Source organism: Lentzea albidocapillata, from assembly GCF_000719115.1.
In the GTDB taxonomy this organism is placed as follows: Bacteria; Actinomycetota; Actinomycetes; order Mycobacteriales; family Pseudonocardiaceae; genus Lentzea; species Lentzea albidocapillata.
On record NZ_JOEA01000036.1, the window covers coordinates 36,940 to 51,878 of the forward strand.

General features: G+C 70.1%; 12 protein-coding genes. 3 read left to right on the plus strand and 9 right to left on the minus strand.

Features of this window, described 5'->3' with window-relative positions; genetic code table 11:
- Positions 1-8 precede the first annotated feature (8 nt).
- From IG04_RS0140415 to IG04_RS0140440, 6 genes are all read right to left on the minus strand, one after another.
- The gene (locus IG04_RS0140415; RefSeq protein ID WP_030482041.1) at positions 9-779 is read right to left on the minus strand and encodes a S1 family peptidase; all 771 of its coding nucleotides are present in this window, start codon (positions 777-779) and stop codon (positions 9-11) included.
- 129 nt (positions 780-908) lie between these two features.
- A complete protein-coding gene (gene glpX / locus IG04_RS0140420; RefSeq protein ID WP_030482042.1) occupies positions 909-1,949 on the minus strand; it encodes a class II fructose-bisphosphatase in 1,041 nt (346 codons plus the stop codon).
- A gap of 67 nt (positions 1,950-2,016) precedes the next feature.
- Complete coding sequence (locus IG04_RS0140425; protein WP_030482043.1) at positions 2,017-2,247, minus strand: exodeoxyribonuclease VII small subunit; 231 nt, start codon at positions 2,245-2,247, stop codon at positions 2,017-2,019.
- A complete protein-coding gene (locus tag IG04_RS0140430) occupies positions 2,244-2,612 on the minus strand; it encodes a hypothetical protein (protein ID WP_030482044.1) in 369 nt (122 codons plus the stop codon). Before IG04_RS0140430 ends, IG04_RS0140425 begins: the two co-directional genes overlap by 4 nt.
- A complete protein-coding gene (gene xseA / locus IG04_RS0140435; RefSeq protein ID WP_030482045.1) occupies positions 2,602-3,852 on the minus strand; it encodes an exodeoxyribonuclease VII large subunit in 1,251 nt (416 codons plus the stop codon). The genes IG04_RS0140430 and xseA overlap by 11 nt, the downstream gene beginning before the upstream one ends.
- Complete coding sequence (locus tag IG04_RS0140440) at positions 3,849-4,361, minus strand: lipid droplet-associated protein (protein ID WP_030482046.1); 513 nt, start codon at positions 4,359-4,361, stop codon at positions 3,849-3,851. The genes xseA and IG04_RS0140440 overlap by 4 nt, the downstream gene beginning before the upstream one ends.
- Positions 4,362-4,424: 63 nt before the next feature.
- Here IG04_RS0140440 and IG04_RS0140445 point away from each other — a divergent pair, with 63 nt between their 5' ends.
- Positions 4,425-5,369, plus strand: a complete 945-nt coding sequence (locus IG04_RS0140445) for a 4-hydroxy-3-methylbut-2-enyl diphosphate reductase (RefSeq protein ID WP_030482047.1) — start codon at positions 4,425-4,427, stop codon at positions 5,367-5,369.
- On the opposite strand, the gene IG04_RS0140450 is transcribed toward IG04_RS0140445, so the two are convergent.
- The 3 genes from IG04_RS0140450 to IG04_RS0140460 form a co-directional block, all read right to left on the minus strand.
- On the minus strand, positions 5,366-8,785 hold the full coding sequence (locus IG04_RS0140450) for an nSTAND1 domain-containing NTPase (RefSeq protein ID WP_084402070.1): 3,420 nt from the start codon (positions 8,783-8,785) through the stop codon (positions 5,366-5,368). The genes IG04_RS0140445 and IG04_RS0140450 overlap by 4 nt on opposite strands.
- A gap of 107 nt (positions 8,786-8,892) precedes the next feature.
- Entirely contained in the window at positions 8,893-9,606 is a 714-nt protein-coding gene (locus tag IG04_RS0140455; protein ID WP_030482049.1) for a DUF6542 domain-containing protein, read from the minus strand.
- Between the two features lie 89 nt (positions 9,607-9,695).
- Positions 9,696-10,607 (minus strand): DNA recombination protein RmuC, encoded by a 912-nt coding sequence (locus tag IG04_RS0140460; RefSeq protein WP_030482050.1) that lies wholly within the window; start codon positions 10,605-10,607, stop codon positions 9,696-9,698.
- Between the two features lie 99 nt (positions 10,608-10,706).
- Here IG04_RS0140460 and IG04_RS0140465 point away from each other — a divergent pair, with 99 nt between their 5' ends.
- Together IG04_RS0140465 and IG04_RS0140470 are read left to right on the plus strand one after the other, a co-directional pair.
- The gene (locus IG04_RS0140465) at positions 10,707-11,846 is read left to right on the plus strand and encodes an exonuclease SbcCD subunit D (RefSeq protein WP_030482051.1); all 1,140 of its coding nucleotides are present in this window, start codon (positions 10,707-10,709) and stop codon (positions 11,844-11,846) included.
- Positions 11,843-14,719: an AAA family ATPase gene (locus IG04_RS0140470; protein WP_030482052.1), complete on the plus strand. Its 2,877-nt coding sequence runs from the start codon at positions 11,843-11,845 to the stop codon at positions 14,717-14,719. The genes IG04_RS0140465 and IG04_RS0140470 overlap by 4 nt, the downstream gene beginning before the upstream one ends.
- Positions 14,720-14,939 lie beyond the last annotated feature (220 nt).

Sequence of the window (14,939 nt, forward strand, 5' to 3'; positions counted from 1 at the left end):
GAGTCAGTTCACACGGTGCCGGCGTACTGGCTGATCCACGAGCGGAAGTACGGGACGTCCACGTAGATCGACGGAGCGGTCGCGCAGGTCGCGCCGCCACCGGAGCGGCTGGTCGCGCCGATGAGCTCCCAGCGGCCACCCACGGACTTCACCTGCGGGCCACCCGAGTCGCCGTAGCAGGCGCCCTTGTTGCCACCGGTGTTGTTGGTGCAGATCTCCGAGGCGCCGCTGATGCCGGCGCAACGGCTGTCCGTCACGATCGAGGTGTTGAGCTCCTGCAGGGTGATCGGAGCACCACCACAGCCACGGGTCGGGCAGGTCTGGCCCCAGCCGATGATGCGGGTCGCGGTGCCGACCGGGCCGGACGCGGCCGACACGGCCGCGGGAGCCTGGCTGACCGAGGTGTTGAGCTGCACGAGCGCCAGGTCGGCGGACGGGTGGTTGATGATCCGCGACGCGCCGGTGGTGGTGCCGCCGCTCGTGCGGTTGGTCGTGCCGATCCGGGTGCGGACCGTCGACGCGGACCGGCCCTGGACGCAGTGCTTCGCCGTCACGACCCAGTTGGCCTTGATCAGCGTGCCGCCGCAGAAGTGGCTGCCGGAGGTGCTCTGCAGGGAGACCATCCAGGAGTAGACCTGCGTGGCGTTGGTGCCGCCGACGATCATCGGCGAGACGTCGCCGTCAGCGGTGGGAGCCGGAGCCGCGGTGGCCGCAGCGGCCGAGGCGAGCAGAGCGCCCGCGGCCACGACGACTGCGGAGAACAACGAACGTGCCCTCATCGTTGAGTTCCTTTCCTGAACCCGGCGCAGGGTTGCCGGGGTCAGGTCGGAAACTAAGGACGAAAGTCACTTCGTCACTAGGGTCACTCGGAGGGTGACTGTCCGTTGACGGTTCACAGATTCACAGAACTACGGCAGCGGCTGCTGCACGTGCTCGGGCAGGTCGAAGTCCACCGAGGCGTATTCGCGCAGCTTGTGCAGGCTGTGGAAGCCGTCGATCATGCGTACGGTGCCGGACTTGGAGCGCATGACGATCGACTGGGTGGTGCAGCCACCCGCGCGGTAGTGCACGCCGCGCAGGAGGTCGCCGTCGGTCACGCCCGTGGCGCAGAAGAAGACGTTGTCGCCCGAAACAAGATCGTTCGTGGTGAGCACGCGGGACAGGTCGTGGCCCGCGCCGATCGCCTTCTCGCGCTCCTCGTCGTCCTTCGGCCACAACCGGCCCTGGATGGCGCCACCGACGCACTTGAGGGCCGCCGCGGCGATGATGCCCTCGGGAGTGCCGCCGATGCCGACGAGCATGTCCACGCCCGACGTGGGGCGCGCGGCCGCGATCGCACCGGCCACGTCACCGTCGGAGATGAAGTGGATGCGGGCGCCGGCCTGGCGCACCTCCTGCACGATCTGCTCGTGCCGGGGCCGGTCGAGGATGCAGACGTTCACGTCGGACACGTCGCTGTGCTTGGCCTTCGCGACGCGGCGGATGTTCTCGGCGAGCGGCGCGGTGATGTCGATGACGTCGGCCGCCTCCGGGCCCACGGCGAGCTTCTCCATGTAGAACACGGCGGACGGGTCGAACATCGCCCCGCGCTCGGCCACCGCCAGCACGGCCAGCGCGTTCGGCATGCCCTTGGCCATCAGCGTGGTGCCGTCGATCGGGTCGACCGCGACGTCGCAGTCGGGGCCCTCGCCGTTGCCCACTTCCTCACCGTTGAACAGCATGGGCGCCTCGTCCTTCTCGCCCTCGCCGATCACCACGACGCCCCGCATCGAGACGGTGTGGATGAGCTTGCGCATCGCGTCGACGGCCGCCCCGTCGCCGCCGTTCTTGTCGCCGCGTCCCACCCACCGGCCCGCGGCCATCGCCGCCGCCTCGGTGACGCGCACGAGCTCCAATGCCAGGTTCCGGTCGGGGGCTTCGCGACGTCGTTCCGCGGGGGTGTTCACCATTGCGCGCCTCCATGCGACTACTCAGCGTGCCGGATTTTGTGATCGGCAACTGAATCCTTGCATGGGATCACGCTTCGGAAACGTCCTCCTCGACCACAGCGAGAGCTGCATCGATTCGCTCGCGCGCGCCGGCGAGATGCTGCTCACAAGTCTTGGCGAGCGCTTCACCGCGTTCCCACAACGCCAGGGAGTCCTCCAGCGACAGGCCGCCGGCCTCCAGCTTGCGGACCACCTCGACGAGTTCGTCGCGGGCGGCTTCGTAACCCGGTGAAGTGTCCCGGGTGGTTTCCGAACTCACGCGGATTGACTCCTCAGACGACTCAGCACGGTCGCGACGGCCAGGTCGTAACCGACCAGGGCCTCCGCGAACTCCTCGCCGTCACCCTCTCGCACCGCCTCGTCGATGAGCGCCTCGGCCTCCGCGACGCGCCGGTACTGGACCATGCCGCCAATCGCCGCGCGACCGGAAATCACGGTGGCCTCGCTCAGGTCGTGCAACGTCAGGATCAGCGTGCGGCGGTCCGTGGTGTCGCAGTCGCCCACCATGGCCGTCCAGCAGTCCGCCGCGGCGCGGTTCGCCGCCTCCGCCTTCGTGTGCAGGCCCGAGCCGCAGGAACCCGCCGCCTCCATGGTGAGGGGCAGGAACACGGCATCACGCATCATCGGTACCTCCCCCTTCCCCGTCGGTTTCCGGACCGACGACCGCGGCCCGCACTGCTCCGTCAACGACGCGTACCCGCAGCTGTGTTCCGCTCGGCGCATCTGAGACAGAACGCAACACGCCGTCGAGCCCGTCAGGTGTGACGAGTTGCACAACGGCGTAGCCGCGGGCCAGCGTGGCGGCTGGTCCGAGGGTCGTCAAGCGCGCTTTCGTCCCCGAGAGGTGGACGTCCTCCCGATCGAGTCGTTGCGTGACGGCCCGGCGACCTTGCTCGCGAAAACGCCGCACTTCCTCGGAACGGCGCTCCAGCGGGCCGTAAGGATCCGAAAGTACTGGTCGGGAGCGCAGTGAGTCGAGCAGTTTGCGCTCTCGATCGACCCAGCCGTGCAGCGCGCGGCGGCCCCGATCGCGCATCTGCCGGACGCGTTCACTCTCTTCAGCGACATCGGGAACCACCCGTTTGCCAGCATCGGTCGGCGTCGAACAACGCACGTCAGCAACGTGGTCGAGCAGCGGGGTGTCCGGTTCGTGGCCGATCGCCGACATGACCGGCGTGCGGCACGAGGAGACCGCGCGGCACAGCGCCTCGTCGGAGAACGGCAGCAGGTCCTCCACGCTGCCGCCGCCGCGGGCGATGATGATCACATCGCACTCGGGGTCGCGTTCCAGAGTGGACAGTGCGGTCATCACCTGGGTCACGGCGGTCGGGCCCTGCACGGCGACGTTGATGACGCGGAAGTGCGCGCCGGGCCAACGGTTCCGCGCGTTCGTGAGCACGTCGCGCTCCGCCGCGGACGCCCGGCCGGTGATGAGGCCGATCTTGTTCGGCAGGAACGGGGGACGGCGCTTGCGGCGCGGGTCGAACAGGCCCTCGGCGTGCAGCAGCTTGCGCAGCCGTTCCATCCGGGCCAGCAACTCGCCGATGCCGACGGCGCGGATGTCGTCCGCCCTGAGGCTGAGCGTGCCGCGGTTCGGGTAGAAGCTGATCTTCCCGTGCGCGATGACCCTGCTGCCCTCGGTGAGCTGCAGCTCGCGGATCATCGAGGCGTTGCAGGTGATCGACATGGACATGTCGACGCTCGGGTCGCGCAACGTCAGGAACGCCGTGGAACTGCGCGCGTTGAGCTGCGTGACCTGACCCTCTACCCACACGTCGCCGAGCCGGTTGATCCAGTCGAGCAGCTTGCGGGCGACCGTCCGCACCGGCCACGGGTTCTCCGGCGTGGATTTCGCTTCACTCACGACTGCGTTTGACCCCCCTCTGGGGCACTCACCGTTCGGATCCTGCGATTGAGCATGCCCACGAACTCAGGCCGCGACTCGTGCGCCTTCTCGTAGCGCAGCAACTCCTCGAGCTGCTCGGCGTCGAGGTTGCGCAGCCGGGCGCGCAGCTGGGCGATCGACAGTTCGTCGTACATCGGAAGGAACTCGGGAACCTCGGCGATCGCGCGCACTTCCTCCTCCCACGGGTCGTCCGCGGGAGTTTCCTGAGAAGTCGTGACGGGCGTCTCCTCGTCGTCGAAGGTCGCCCACTCCGGTTCATCCTCCACCGGCCTCAGTCCGGAGAGGACGTCGTCGCCCTTGATGGCGAGTTCGGTCACATGCTGCTGCACGCGCATGGACAACTGCATCGCCTCGCTGACCACCGTCAACGGGAGTCCGGCGAGCTGCTGTGGCAGCTTGCGGGCCTGTTCGAGGGCGGTCACCGCCAGGCCGGCGGCGATGCGGACACCCAGTGGCAGTGGCTTCATGCGTACTAGCCTGCCGCAACCGCGTCTGAAATGCCTAGGACCGGGCCTGGGTACCCTGGGGCCATGCCCAAGCGAGTCCTGTTGGCGAAGCCGCGTGGTTACTGCGCGGGCGTTGATCGTGCCGTCGAGACGGTCGAGCTCGCCCTCGAGAAGTACGGCGCTCCCGTCTACGTGCGCAAGGAGATCGTCCACAACAAGTACGTCGTGGAGACGCTGTCCGACCGCGGCGCCATCTTCGTCAACGAAACGGACGAGGTTCCTGAGGGCGCACTCGTCGTGTTCTCAGCACACGGCGTGTCGCCGGCCGTGCACGCCGAGGCCGAGCAGCGGTCGTTGCGCACCATCGACGCCACCTGCCCGCTCGTGACGAAGGTCCACAAAGAAGCGGTGCGGTTCGCCAAGGAGGACTACGACATCCTCCTGATCGGCCACGAGGGACACGAGGAGGTCGAGGGCACCGCCGGTGAGGCGCCGGACCACGTCCAGCTCGTCGACACCGCCGAGGACGCCGCGACCGTCGAGGTGCGCGACCCCTCCAAGGTGATCTGGCTGTCGCAGACGACGCTCTCGGTCGACGAGACCATGGTGCGCGTCCGTCAGCTCAAGGACCGCTTCCCGGATCTGCAGGACCCGCCGTCCGACGACATCTGCTACGCCACCTCGAACCGCCAGACCGCGGTGAAGACGATGGCGCCGTCGTGCGACCTGGTGCTCGTCGTGGGCTCGAAGAACTCCTCCAACTCGGTCCGGCTGGTCGAGGTCGCGCTGCAGCACGGCGCCAAGGCCTCCTACCTGATCGACTACGCCAAGGAGGTCGACCCGGCGTGGCTCGAGGGCGTCGAGACCGTCGGCGTCACGTCGGGCGCGTCGGTGCCGGACCTGCTGGTGATGGAGCTGCTGAAGTTCCTCGAGTCCCACGGCTACGGCGAGGTCGAGGAGATCACCACGGCGAACGAGCGCATCACGTTCTCGCTGCCGCGGGAGCTCCGCAAGGACCTGGTTCGCTAAGCCAGCGAGGTCAGGGCCTTCTCGACGTCGAGCGGCCAGACGGTCATCGCGTCCGCGCCAGCGGACACCACAGCGGTGCCGTCCGGCCGCCACGCCAGGTGCGTGATCGGCTGGCTGTGCCCGCGCAGCGCGGCCCACATCGACCGGTCGCCGACGGCCCACACGACCACGTTGCTGTCCCGGCCACCGCTCGCGAGCCGGGTCGAGTCAGGGCTGAACTCCAGCGCGGTCACCGCCTGGGTGTGCCCCCGCAGTTCGCCGGCCTGCTGCCACGTCGTGGCGTCCCAAAGCACGATCACGCCGTTGTCGTCCGCCGTGGCGAGGAGCTTGCGGTCCGGTGACATCGCCAGCGCGCGCACGGGACGCTTGTGCGGGCTGCGCAACGCCATCTCGCTCCATGTCTTGGTGTCGCGCACGCTGACGCCACCGTCCTCACGGCCCAGCACGATCTCGTGATCAGAACGACCGAACGTGGCCGAGGTGCGCTGCCCCCAGGGCAGTCCGCCGATCAGCGTCGGCTCCGTCTCGTCCACGGGCCACAGGCCGTCGGGCACCTCGCCGCCGATCGCGAGCACCGAACGGCCGTCGAACTCGAGGGCCACCGGCAGGTGGCTCTCGGTCCGGTACCCGAGCCCCCTCGGCGGTGACACCGGCTTGCCCGTCGCCACGTCCCGCACCGAGAACGGCGCGCTCGTCGCGACGAGCCTGCGGTCGGGGCTGAAGCGCCCCATCCAGTTCTGGGCCATCCCCGTTTCCTGCCGGTGCACCGGGCGCAGTGCCTCGTCGCGCCGTTCGATCACGCCGGCGCCGTCGACCGTGAGCACCGTCCCGTCGGAGTCGACCGCGAGCGCGCGCACCGCCTGGCCGGAGGCCTTGGGCATGTTGCCCGGCGGCCAGAACATCAACTCGTTCTCGGTGAGGATCGCGAGCGAGCCGTCCGGGGCGTAGGTCAGGTTGACCACCGCCCTGCCGATCGTGAGCGTCGCGAGTGTGGTGCCGCGCGCCAGGTCCCACAGGTGCAGCCGGCCGTCCTGGCCGGCCGAGACGAGGACCGTCTTGTCGGGGCTGGGGGTGAGGGACGTGACCGGGCCGCCGGTGTGCCCCGGTGGTGTCGCGACGATCACGCCGGTGGCGAGGTCGCGCACCTGGACGAGGCCCTCGTCGTTCGAGACCGCCGCCTGCTTGCCGCCGGGCAGCAGGACGATCCGGTGGATGAAGCCGGAGCCCAGCGCGAAGCCTCCCGTCCGCTGCCGGGTGGTCAGGTCCCACACGGTGACCGAGCTGCCGGAGGCGACCGCGAGGACCTTGTCGTCCTGGATCGCGTACGGGCCGGTGATCTGACCGACGGGCAGCTCGTTCCGCTTCTGCCTGGTGGCGACGTCGTAGACCGTGCCGCCCACCAGGAGCGACCGGTCGTTGTCGGTGAAATGCACACCGACGGGCAATGGGGTCGTCACGAACGGCACGGACGTGGCCTCCGGCCCTGTGCGCAAGGTGATCCGCCCGTTGCCCTCGGACACGGCCAGCGTGCCGTCGCCGGCCATCGCCCAACCGAAGATGTAGGTCGACTTGTCCTCGTGCGGCACCGATCTGAGCTGCTTGAAGCTCGTGGCGTCGTACGTGTCGATGCCGCGGGATCCCACCAGCGTGATGGTGCCGTTGCGGATGGCCGTGCTCCACGCGCCGTTGTGGCGCAGTGAGCGGCCCATGCCGGCGTGGTCGAGGCTGATCTCGCGGCCACTGGACGCCTCGGCGGCCGCGCCGAGCACCCGGCCACGCGCCTCGACGGTCGGATACGTGCGGTACGCCTCGACGGCCGTTCGCGCGGCTCGGTCCGGGTCGCTGTTCGCGAGCGCCGCCGACGTCTCGGCCAGCTCCTGCGACCTGCGCACGAGTTCGAGGCGGTCGACCTCGCGGCGTTGCTGCACGGCGACCACAGCGGTCGCCGTGGTGGCCAGCAGCAGGCCGGACAGGCCCGCCGCGACCCAGCGCAGGCGGCGGGAACGGCGGCGTTCGAGGGTCCTGGACGCACCGATGAACTCGCGTTCGGTGCCGGTCAGCTCCGGCCGGGCGCGGGTGAGCCACTCGGTCGTCTCCGCGAGCCTGGTGGCGCGGTAGAGCGAGCCGGCGTCACGGCCCAGCTCCTGCCACGTGCGGGCGGCGTCGGTGAGCCTGCGGTGCGTACGGAGGCCCTCGTGGTCCTCGTCGAGCCACGCCCGCAGCCGCGGCCAGGCCTGGAACAGCGCCTCGTGGGTGACCGCGACGGTGTGCTCGTCGACGGTGACCAGCCGGGTGTCGGCGAGGACGTCCAGCACCTCCTCGCCGACGACGTCCTGCCGCGGGACGAGACGTCTCGTCCCGTCGGCGCTGAGCCGCAGCAGGAGGTGTTTGGCGAGGCGCTGCTGTTCGTCGTCCAGCGTGGCGAACGCGGCCTCGGCGCTCTGCGCGAGCGCGCCCTGGATACCTCCCGCGGCCTGGTAGCCGCTGAGCGTGAGGGTGTTGCCACGCCTGCGGTGCCACGTTTCGAGCAGTGCGTGCGACACGAGGGGGAGCACTCCGCTGCGACCCGCAGCCTCGGCGACGAGAGTGGTCAACAGGGCTGTTTCGACCGTGCAACCGACAGACGCGGCCGGTTGGGTGATCGCGCGTCGCAACTCGTCCGGCGTCATCGTGCCGAGGAGCACCTGTGCGTCCGTGAGCGCTTCCGCGAGCTTTGGGTACTGCGCGCACTGCGGGTAGAAGTCGGACCTCACGGCGATGACCCGCCGGCAGTCGGCGGCCAGCAGCGCGTCGAGGAACGCCGTGCGCTGCACCTCGTCCTCGCAGAGCGTGAAGAGCTCCTCGAACTGGTCGACGACCAGCAGGTCCGGGCCGTGCGCGAGGGCGTCGGCGAGGGCCGCGTCCGGGTCGGGGCCGGGAGTGCACACCACCGCGTTCGGGAACTTCGCCGCGATGCCCGCCCTGAGCAGCGACGACTTGCCCTCGCCGGAAGCGCCGAACACCGCGAGGAACGGCTGCCGCTCGAGCCTGTCGAGCAATGTGTGCGTGAGCGCCTCACGGCCGAAGAAGCGGTCGGCGTCCAGCGTCGTGAACGGGTTGAGGCCGACGTACGGCGAAGGCCCGTCGCTGACCTTGCTCTGCGCCATCACGACGGCGAGGTCGTGCCACCGCCGTTCCCACGCGGGCTCGTCGCCGTGGCACGCGCGGACGTACGCGAGCGTGGCGTCGAGACCCGGCAGCTTCCGGCCACCCGCCGCGTCGGACAGCGTGCTCGCCGAAAAGTGCGCGCGCCGGGACAGCTCCCGGTAGCTCGGTTTCCCCGCGTTGGTGCGCAGTTGTCGCAAGTCCGCGGCGAACCGCAGCAGCGGGCTGTCACCCTCGTCCAGTGGACGTTCTCCCCTAGGCATCGAACTCATGCTCGCAGAGTGCGTGCTGGTCAGGGGGGTTGTTGTCCGTGATCCGTTGTACGACGTTCGCGGGGCCGATCACGAACAACGGATCAGCCGAGTGTGCGTTTGCCGGGCTAGCGGTCTTCGCGCGGCGGGCGGGGCTTGCGCTGGCCCGCGGGACGTTCGGCGCGGGCACCTTCCGGGCGTGGACGGCGCGCGGGAGCGCCTTCGGGACGCGGGCGGCGGGCCGGGGCGCCCTCGGGGCGGGGACGGCGCGGACGCTCGTCCTCCTCGGGCTGCGCGCGAGGCCTGCGGACGGGCTTGGCGCGGTCCTTGATCTCCGCCTTGGCCTCGCGGACCTCGTCCTTGGTCGGCCGGTTCGGGTTCTTCTGCAGCATGATCCGCAGGATGCCCAGGCCGACCGTCACGGCGGTGGTGAGGGCCATGACCGGGAAGCTGTCGATCAGCGGTTTGCCCAGGCCCAGGGCCATGGCGGACAGGCCGCCCTTGCCGGACTCACCGGTCAGCAGCACGAGCGTGGGCACCGTCGCGGCCAGGACCAGCGGCGGCTGCACCATCGGCCCGAACAGGCTCCGGCGCTGCACGAGCAGGATCGCGGCCAGCGCGCCGACGAAGAACACGACGTAGAACGTCCAGCCGACGGTCTTGCTGGAGTTGATGTCGATGAAAGCGCCGATGAACGCCGGGATCAGGGCAGCGAGGATCGCCGCCCACCACGGGATGCCCTTGAACTCCCCGAAGATGGCCCGGTAGTTCCACGGAACCGCGTCGTAGCCGTCGACGTCGTCGTCATCGAAAGCTGCTGAACGCTCGCGCAACTCACTCACGACGCACACGGTAGCCGTTCGGCCATTCGGTGTTCGTCAGTCCGCTGCTTTCTCACCCAGAAGCAACCTGCGGGCACACTGCGTGCGTTTTATGCGGACTGTTCGTCCGCCCTTCGGACGAGTGGCAGGGGCGTGGGGGTGGCGGAGGCGTCCGTCAGCGGCTCCACGCTCGCCCGGAAACCCTCCAGCGCGTCGAGTTCCCTGCGCCTGGCGCTCAGGAAGCGCTGCAGGTGCGTGGTGGAGAGGTTGACGGCGTCGATGGCGGCGTCGGCGGCCCTGTTCGCGCGGCCGGCCTGCAGCCTGACCTGCTCGACGTCGTCGGCCAGCGCGCGTTCGGTGACCGCGAACATCGCGCTCGACGCGATCACGGCGAACCCGGTCGGGCCGCACAGGAAGACGCGGCGGTCGAGCAGCCAGCGCAGCAGTTCGGGATCGGTGTCCAGCGCCGCGACGACCGCGCCGTCGTTGGGGACGAACATGATCGTGCCGTAGATGGCGTCGGCCCAGCGCTGGTAGCCCTTGCCGGCCAGTTCGGCGGCGCGGGAGCGGATGTTGCGGACGTGCACCCGCAGCGCGTCCTGCCGTTCCCGCGGATCGTCCGTCTCGACGGCTTCGGCCCAGGTGGCCATGGACATCTTCGAGTCGACCGGGACCGCGCGGCCGCCGCCGACGTTCAGCACCATGTCGGGCCGGACCGCGCCGCCGCCTGCCACGTCCGTCTGGAGCGTGTAGTGGAGGTTTTCCCTCAGGCCGAGTGCGCGCGCTGTTTCGACGAGCACCTGTTCGCCCAGTTCACCGCGTCCGCTGACGCTGGAGAACGCCACTTCGTAGCGTTGCAGGGCTTGCTGCTGGGCGTCGTAGCGCGCGCGTTCCGAGCCGATGGCATGGAGTGCTTCGTCGGTGCGCCGGACGCTGTCCTGGTAGAGCCGGTAGACGAACACCAGCGCCCCGGCGCAGACGAGCGCCAGGACGAGCGAGGCGGTGATGATCACTGCGGTCACGGCACCGATGATGCTCCCCCAGAGATGTTGAACTCGATCGGGTGACACGCCGGGAACCCTCCCGGAGTTTTGTCGGACCCCGTCTCTACGGTTGGGGCCATGCGGATCCTGCACACCTCCGACTGGCACGTGGGGCGCACTTTCCACGGCCGCGACCTGCTCGTGGAGCAGGAGTCGGTGCTGGGCGGCCTCGCTGACCTGGTGTCGTCCGAGAAGGTCGACGTCGTGGTCATCTCGGGCGACCTGTACGACCGCGCGGTGCCGTCCGCCGACGCGGTGGCGCTGTGCGCGCGGGTGCTGATGAGGATCCGCGCGGCCGGGGCGAAGATCGTGATCACGCCGGGCAACCACGACTCGGCGGCGCGGATCGGGGTGTTCGGGGAGTTCGCGGCGGCGGGCGGGCTGTACCTGCGCACGCAGATCTCGTTGCTGGACAAGCCTGTCGAGCTGGAGGACGAGCACGGACCCGTCGCGGTGTACGGGATCCCGTTCCTGGAGCCGGAGCCCGCGCGGCACGTGCTCGGGGTGCCGGAGAAGGGGCACGCGCCCGTGCTCGGTGAGGCGATGCGGCGCATTCGCGCCGATCTGGCATCCAGGGATTCGCGTTCCGTGGTGCTGGCACACGCCTTCGTGACGGGCGGGGCACCGTCGGAGTCCGAGCGCACCATCGCGGTGGGTGGCGTTCAGGACGTGTCGATGCAGGTGTTCTCGGGCGTCGACTACGTGGCCCTCGGGCACCTGCACGGGCCGCAGATCCTGGCGGAGAACCTGAGGTACTCGGGAAGTCCGCTGGCGTACTCGTTCTCCGAGGCGCGGCACCGCAAGTCGGTGTGGCTGGTCGAGCTGGACGCGGGCGGGCTCGTCGGCGTGGAAAGGCGTGATCTGCCGGTGCCGCGGGAGCTGGCCGTGGTGAGCGGGACGCTGGCCGAGGTGCTGGAGGATCCGGCGCACACACCGCTGGAAGCCCACTTCCTGTCGGTCGTGCTGACGGACCACGTGCGGCCGATGGACGCGTTGCGGCAGTTGCAGAAGCGGTTCGAGCACGCGGTGCACGTCGAGTGGCGGCCGGAGCAGGGCCTGCAGCACAACATGACCTACGCGGACCGGGTGCGCGGCCGTTCCGACGAGGAAGTGGCCTGCTGCTTCGTGTCGGACGCCCGCGGCTCCGAGCCTTCCGAAGCGGAGAAGGCGTTGCTGCGCGAGGCGTTCGCGTCCGTGGCGAGGGAGCAGGAGCAATGAGACTGCACCGCCTGGAACTGACGGCGTTCGGGCCCTACCCGAAGCCCGAGGCCGTCGACTTCGACGAGCTGGGCGCGGACGGGCTGTTCCTGCTGCACGGAGACACGGGCGCGGGCAAGACGACGTTGCTCGACGCGGTGGCGTTCGCGTTGTTCGGCCGGGTGCCGGGCGCGCGTGGCGACGTGAAGAAGCTCCGGTGCGAGTACGCCGATCCCCAGGTGCCGACGGAGGTGTCGCTGGAGCTCACGGTGCAGTCGCGGCGCTTTCGGATCGTGCGCTCGCCGGAGTTCGACCGCCCGAAGAAACGCGGCGGCGGCTTCACCACGCAGCCCGCGAAGTGCACGCTGACCTGGCTCGAGGGCTGGGACGGCGAGGGCATCACCCGCATCGACGACGTGGCGCGCGCGGTCGAGGACATGCTGGGCATGTCGTACGAGCAGTTCTTCCAGGTCGTGCTGCTGCCGCAGGGCGAGTTCGCGCGGTTCCTGCGCTCGGACACGGCCGAACGAGAGGTGTTGCTGGAGAAGCTCTTCGGCACCGAGCGGTTCCTCGACGTGGAGAAGTGGTTCCGCGACAGGCGCGTCGCCGCCGGCCGGGTGCTGGAGGAACGCCGCAAGGGCGCCGACGAGCTCATGCACCGCGTGGCGGAAGCCGCCGGCGGCGAGCCGTCGTGCGAGCCGGGCTGGCTGGAATCCGTGCTGGAGCGCCTTTGCGCCGCCGTGACCGAGGCCGGTGCGCTGTCGGAGGAGACGGCGGGCGTGGCCGACGGCGCGGACGCGTTGCTGGCCCAGGCCCGCGTGCAGGCCGACCAGATCCGCCGCGTGCGCGAGGCCCGCGAGCTGCTGGCCCGCGTGGAGGCCGCCGACTCGGCGTCGTGGTTCGCCGAACGCGACGCCGCCCGCCGAGCGATCCCTGTGGTGCCGGCGTTCCACGAGATCGCGAAGCTGCAGGAGACCTACAAGTTCGCCGTCCGCGACGAGGCCCAGGCGCGCGAGTCGCTGGAGCGCCTGGGTTACACCGGCTCGTCGTTGCGCGAGGACGCCGAGCGCTACCGCGAGGAGGCGGGCGGCCTGGGCGAACTGGCCGCCGAAGCCGAACGCCAGCAGTCCGACGTGCGCAGGCTGTCGGTGCTGAAGAACTCCTCCTACCAGGTCGAACGCCGTCTGCTGGCTCTCGGCGCCGAACTGGACGTGCTGCCCGAACGCCTCGCCCAATGCCGTCTCCAGCTGGACGCGGCGGCAGAAGCCTCGGCCCGCCTGGAGTCGCTGAAGTCCCGCGCGGATGCCGCCCTCGCTCTGCCGGAGGCGGGGGAAGCGTTGGAGCGCACCAAAAAGCAGCTGCACGAGGCCATCGACGTCCACCAGAAGGCCAAGGACGTCCTCCAGCAGGTGCGCCACCAGCGCCTGGAGAACATGGCCATCGAACTCGCGGCGGCGTTGAAGCGAGGCAAGCCCTGCGCCGTCTGCGGCTCACCGTCACACCCCGCGCCCGCGCAGCCGATGCTCGGCGGTGTCGGCGCGACCGACGAGGAAGACGCGGCGCAGGAGGAACAGACCGCTCTGGACCGCCGCAACGAGGCGGAGCGCGCCGCGCACGCCGCCGAACTGCGCATCCAGGCCTGCTGGGAAGCACTGGGCTCGGACGAGCCCGCCGTCGCCATCGCGGAGTACCGCGCGGCCCTGGAGCTCGCCCGCACGCGTTCGCAGCGGCAGAACGAGTTCGTCGGCCTGGAGGCCAAGACCCGCCAGCTGGGCGAGGAGAAGGCTCAGGTCGAGCGGGAACTGGTGGGCCTGCGCACCGAGCACGCGTCGCTGGTGACCGCGGTCGAGGAGCGTGGCGCCCGGCTGGACAAGGCGCGCGGCGAGCACGACGACGTCCTGACCCGCCGCGACCACCTGCTCAGGTTGTCGAAGGCCCTGGTGGAACTGGCAGATCGTCGTGCGGCCCGAGACGGCGCCTCCGCTCGCATCGAGGAACAGCAGAACCTGGTCGCGAGCCAGGCCGCTGCCGCGGGCTTCGCCGACGTCGACGCAGCCCTGGCCGCCGCCCGGCCCGCGATCAAGTTGCAGGCGCTGGACGACAGGATCGCCGCCTGGGAGCGCGCGCGTGCTTCCGCCTCGGCGACACTGGAAGAACTGGCCGAGGTCGACCCGGCCGCCGAGGTGGACCTCGCCGAGGTGACAGCGGCGGCGTCCTCTGCCCGGTCCGCGGCCTCGTCGGCCGCCACCGGACTGGCTCGTGCCCGTGCGGCGTTCGAGCGGGTCGGTGAGCTGGCCGCGCGGCTGCGCGCCGAGTGGAAGTCCCTGGAGCCGCTGGAGGCCACCTACGCCGAGCTGGACGCGCTGACCGACGTGATCAACGGGCGCGGGCAGAACTCCAAGAAGATGACCCTGAGGTCGTACGTGCTGGCGGCGCGGCTGGAGGAGGTCGCGGTCGCCGCCTCCGCCCGGCTGCACCGGATGAGTCAGGGGCGGTACAGCTTCGTGCACTCCGACACGGCCGGGGCGCGCGGGACCCGCGGTGGGTTGAACCTCGACGTGCTGGACGACTACTCGGGGCGGGCCCGGCCGGCCAAGACGCTGTCCGGGGGGGAGTCGTTCCTCGCCTCGCTGTCGCTCGCCCTCGGGTTGGCTGACGTGGTGGCCAACGAGACCGGTGGGGCGTTGCTGGACACCCTGTTCGTCGACGAGGGGTTCGGGACGTTGGACTCGGACACGCTGGACATCGTCATGAACACGTTGGACGAGTTGCGTGCTGGGGGGCGGGTGGTGGGGCTGGTGTCGCATGTTGAGGAGTTGCGGCAGCGGATTCCTACGCGGTTGAGGGTTCGGAAGGCTCGGACTGGGTCGACGTTGGAGATGTCGCTGGGGTGATGGGTGCCTGGGTGCCGTGCGGGTCGGCTTGCGTGGGCATGTCACGTTCCAGCGGGGCGGTCACCAATGCGGTCAGGTCACCTTGCGAGGGTGGTCCCTCGGGCAGTACCGGGCCGGTGCGGGTCATCGCCGCTTCGCGTCGATAGCGATTGGGGCTTGACCTTGAGCCTCTGGCGGGATGCTTGACGGCCGGAAAAGGCCGGGCTGAAAAGCGCCCGGC

Bases quoted from the DNA above. Each gene is read 5' to 3' on its own strand.
- IG04_RS0140415 (WP_030482041.1), bottom strand. From the start codon at position 779: ATGAGGGCACGTTCGTTGTTCTCCGCAGTCGTCGTGGCCGCGGGCGCT.
- glpX (WP_030482042.1), bottom strand. From the start codon at position 1,949: ATGGTGAACACCCCCGCGGAACGACGTCGCGAAGCCCCCGACCGGAAC.
- IG04_RS0140430 (WP_030482044.1), bottom strand. From the start codon at position 2,612: ATGATGCGTGATGCCGTGTTCCTGCCCCTCACCATGGAGGCGGCGGGT.
- IG04_RS0140440 (WP_030482046.1), bottom strand. From the start codon at position 4,361: ATGAAGCCACTGCCACTGGGTGTCCGCATCGCCGCCGGCCTGGCGGTG.
- IG04_RS0140445 (WP_030482047.1), top strand. From the start codon at position 4,425: ATGCCCAAGCGAGTCCTGTTGGCGAAGCCGCGTGGTTACTGCGCGGGC.
- IG04_RS0140450 (WP_084402070.1), bottom strand. From the start codon at position 8,785: ATGAGTTCGATGCCTAGGGGAGAACGTCCACTGGACGAGGGTGACAGC.
- IG04_RS0140465 (WP_030482051.1), top strand. From the start codon at position 10,707: ATGCGGATCCTGCACACCTCCGACTGGCACGTGGGGCGCACTTTCCAC.
- IG04_RS0140470 (WP_030482052.1), top strand. From the start codon at position 11,843: ATGAGACTGCACCGCCTGGAACTGACGGCGTTCGGGCCCTACCCGAAG.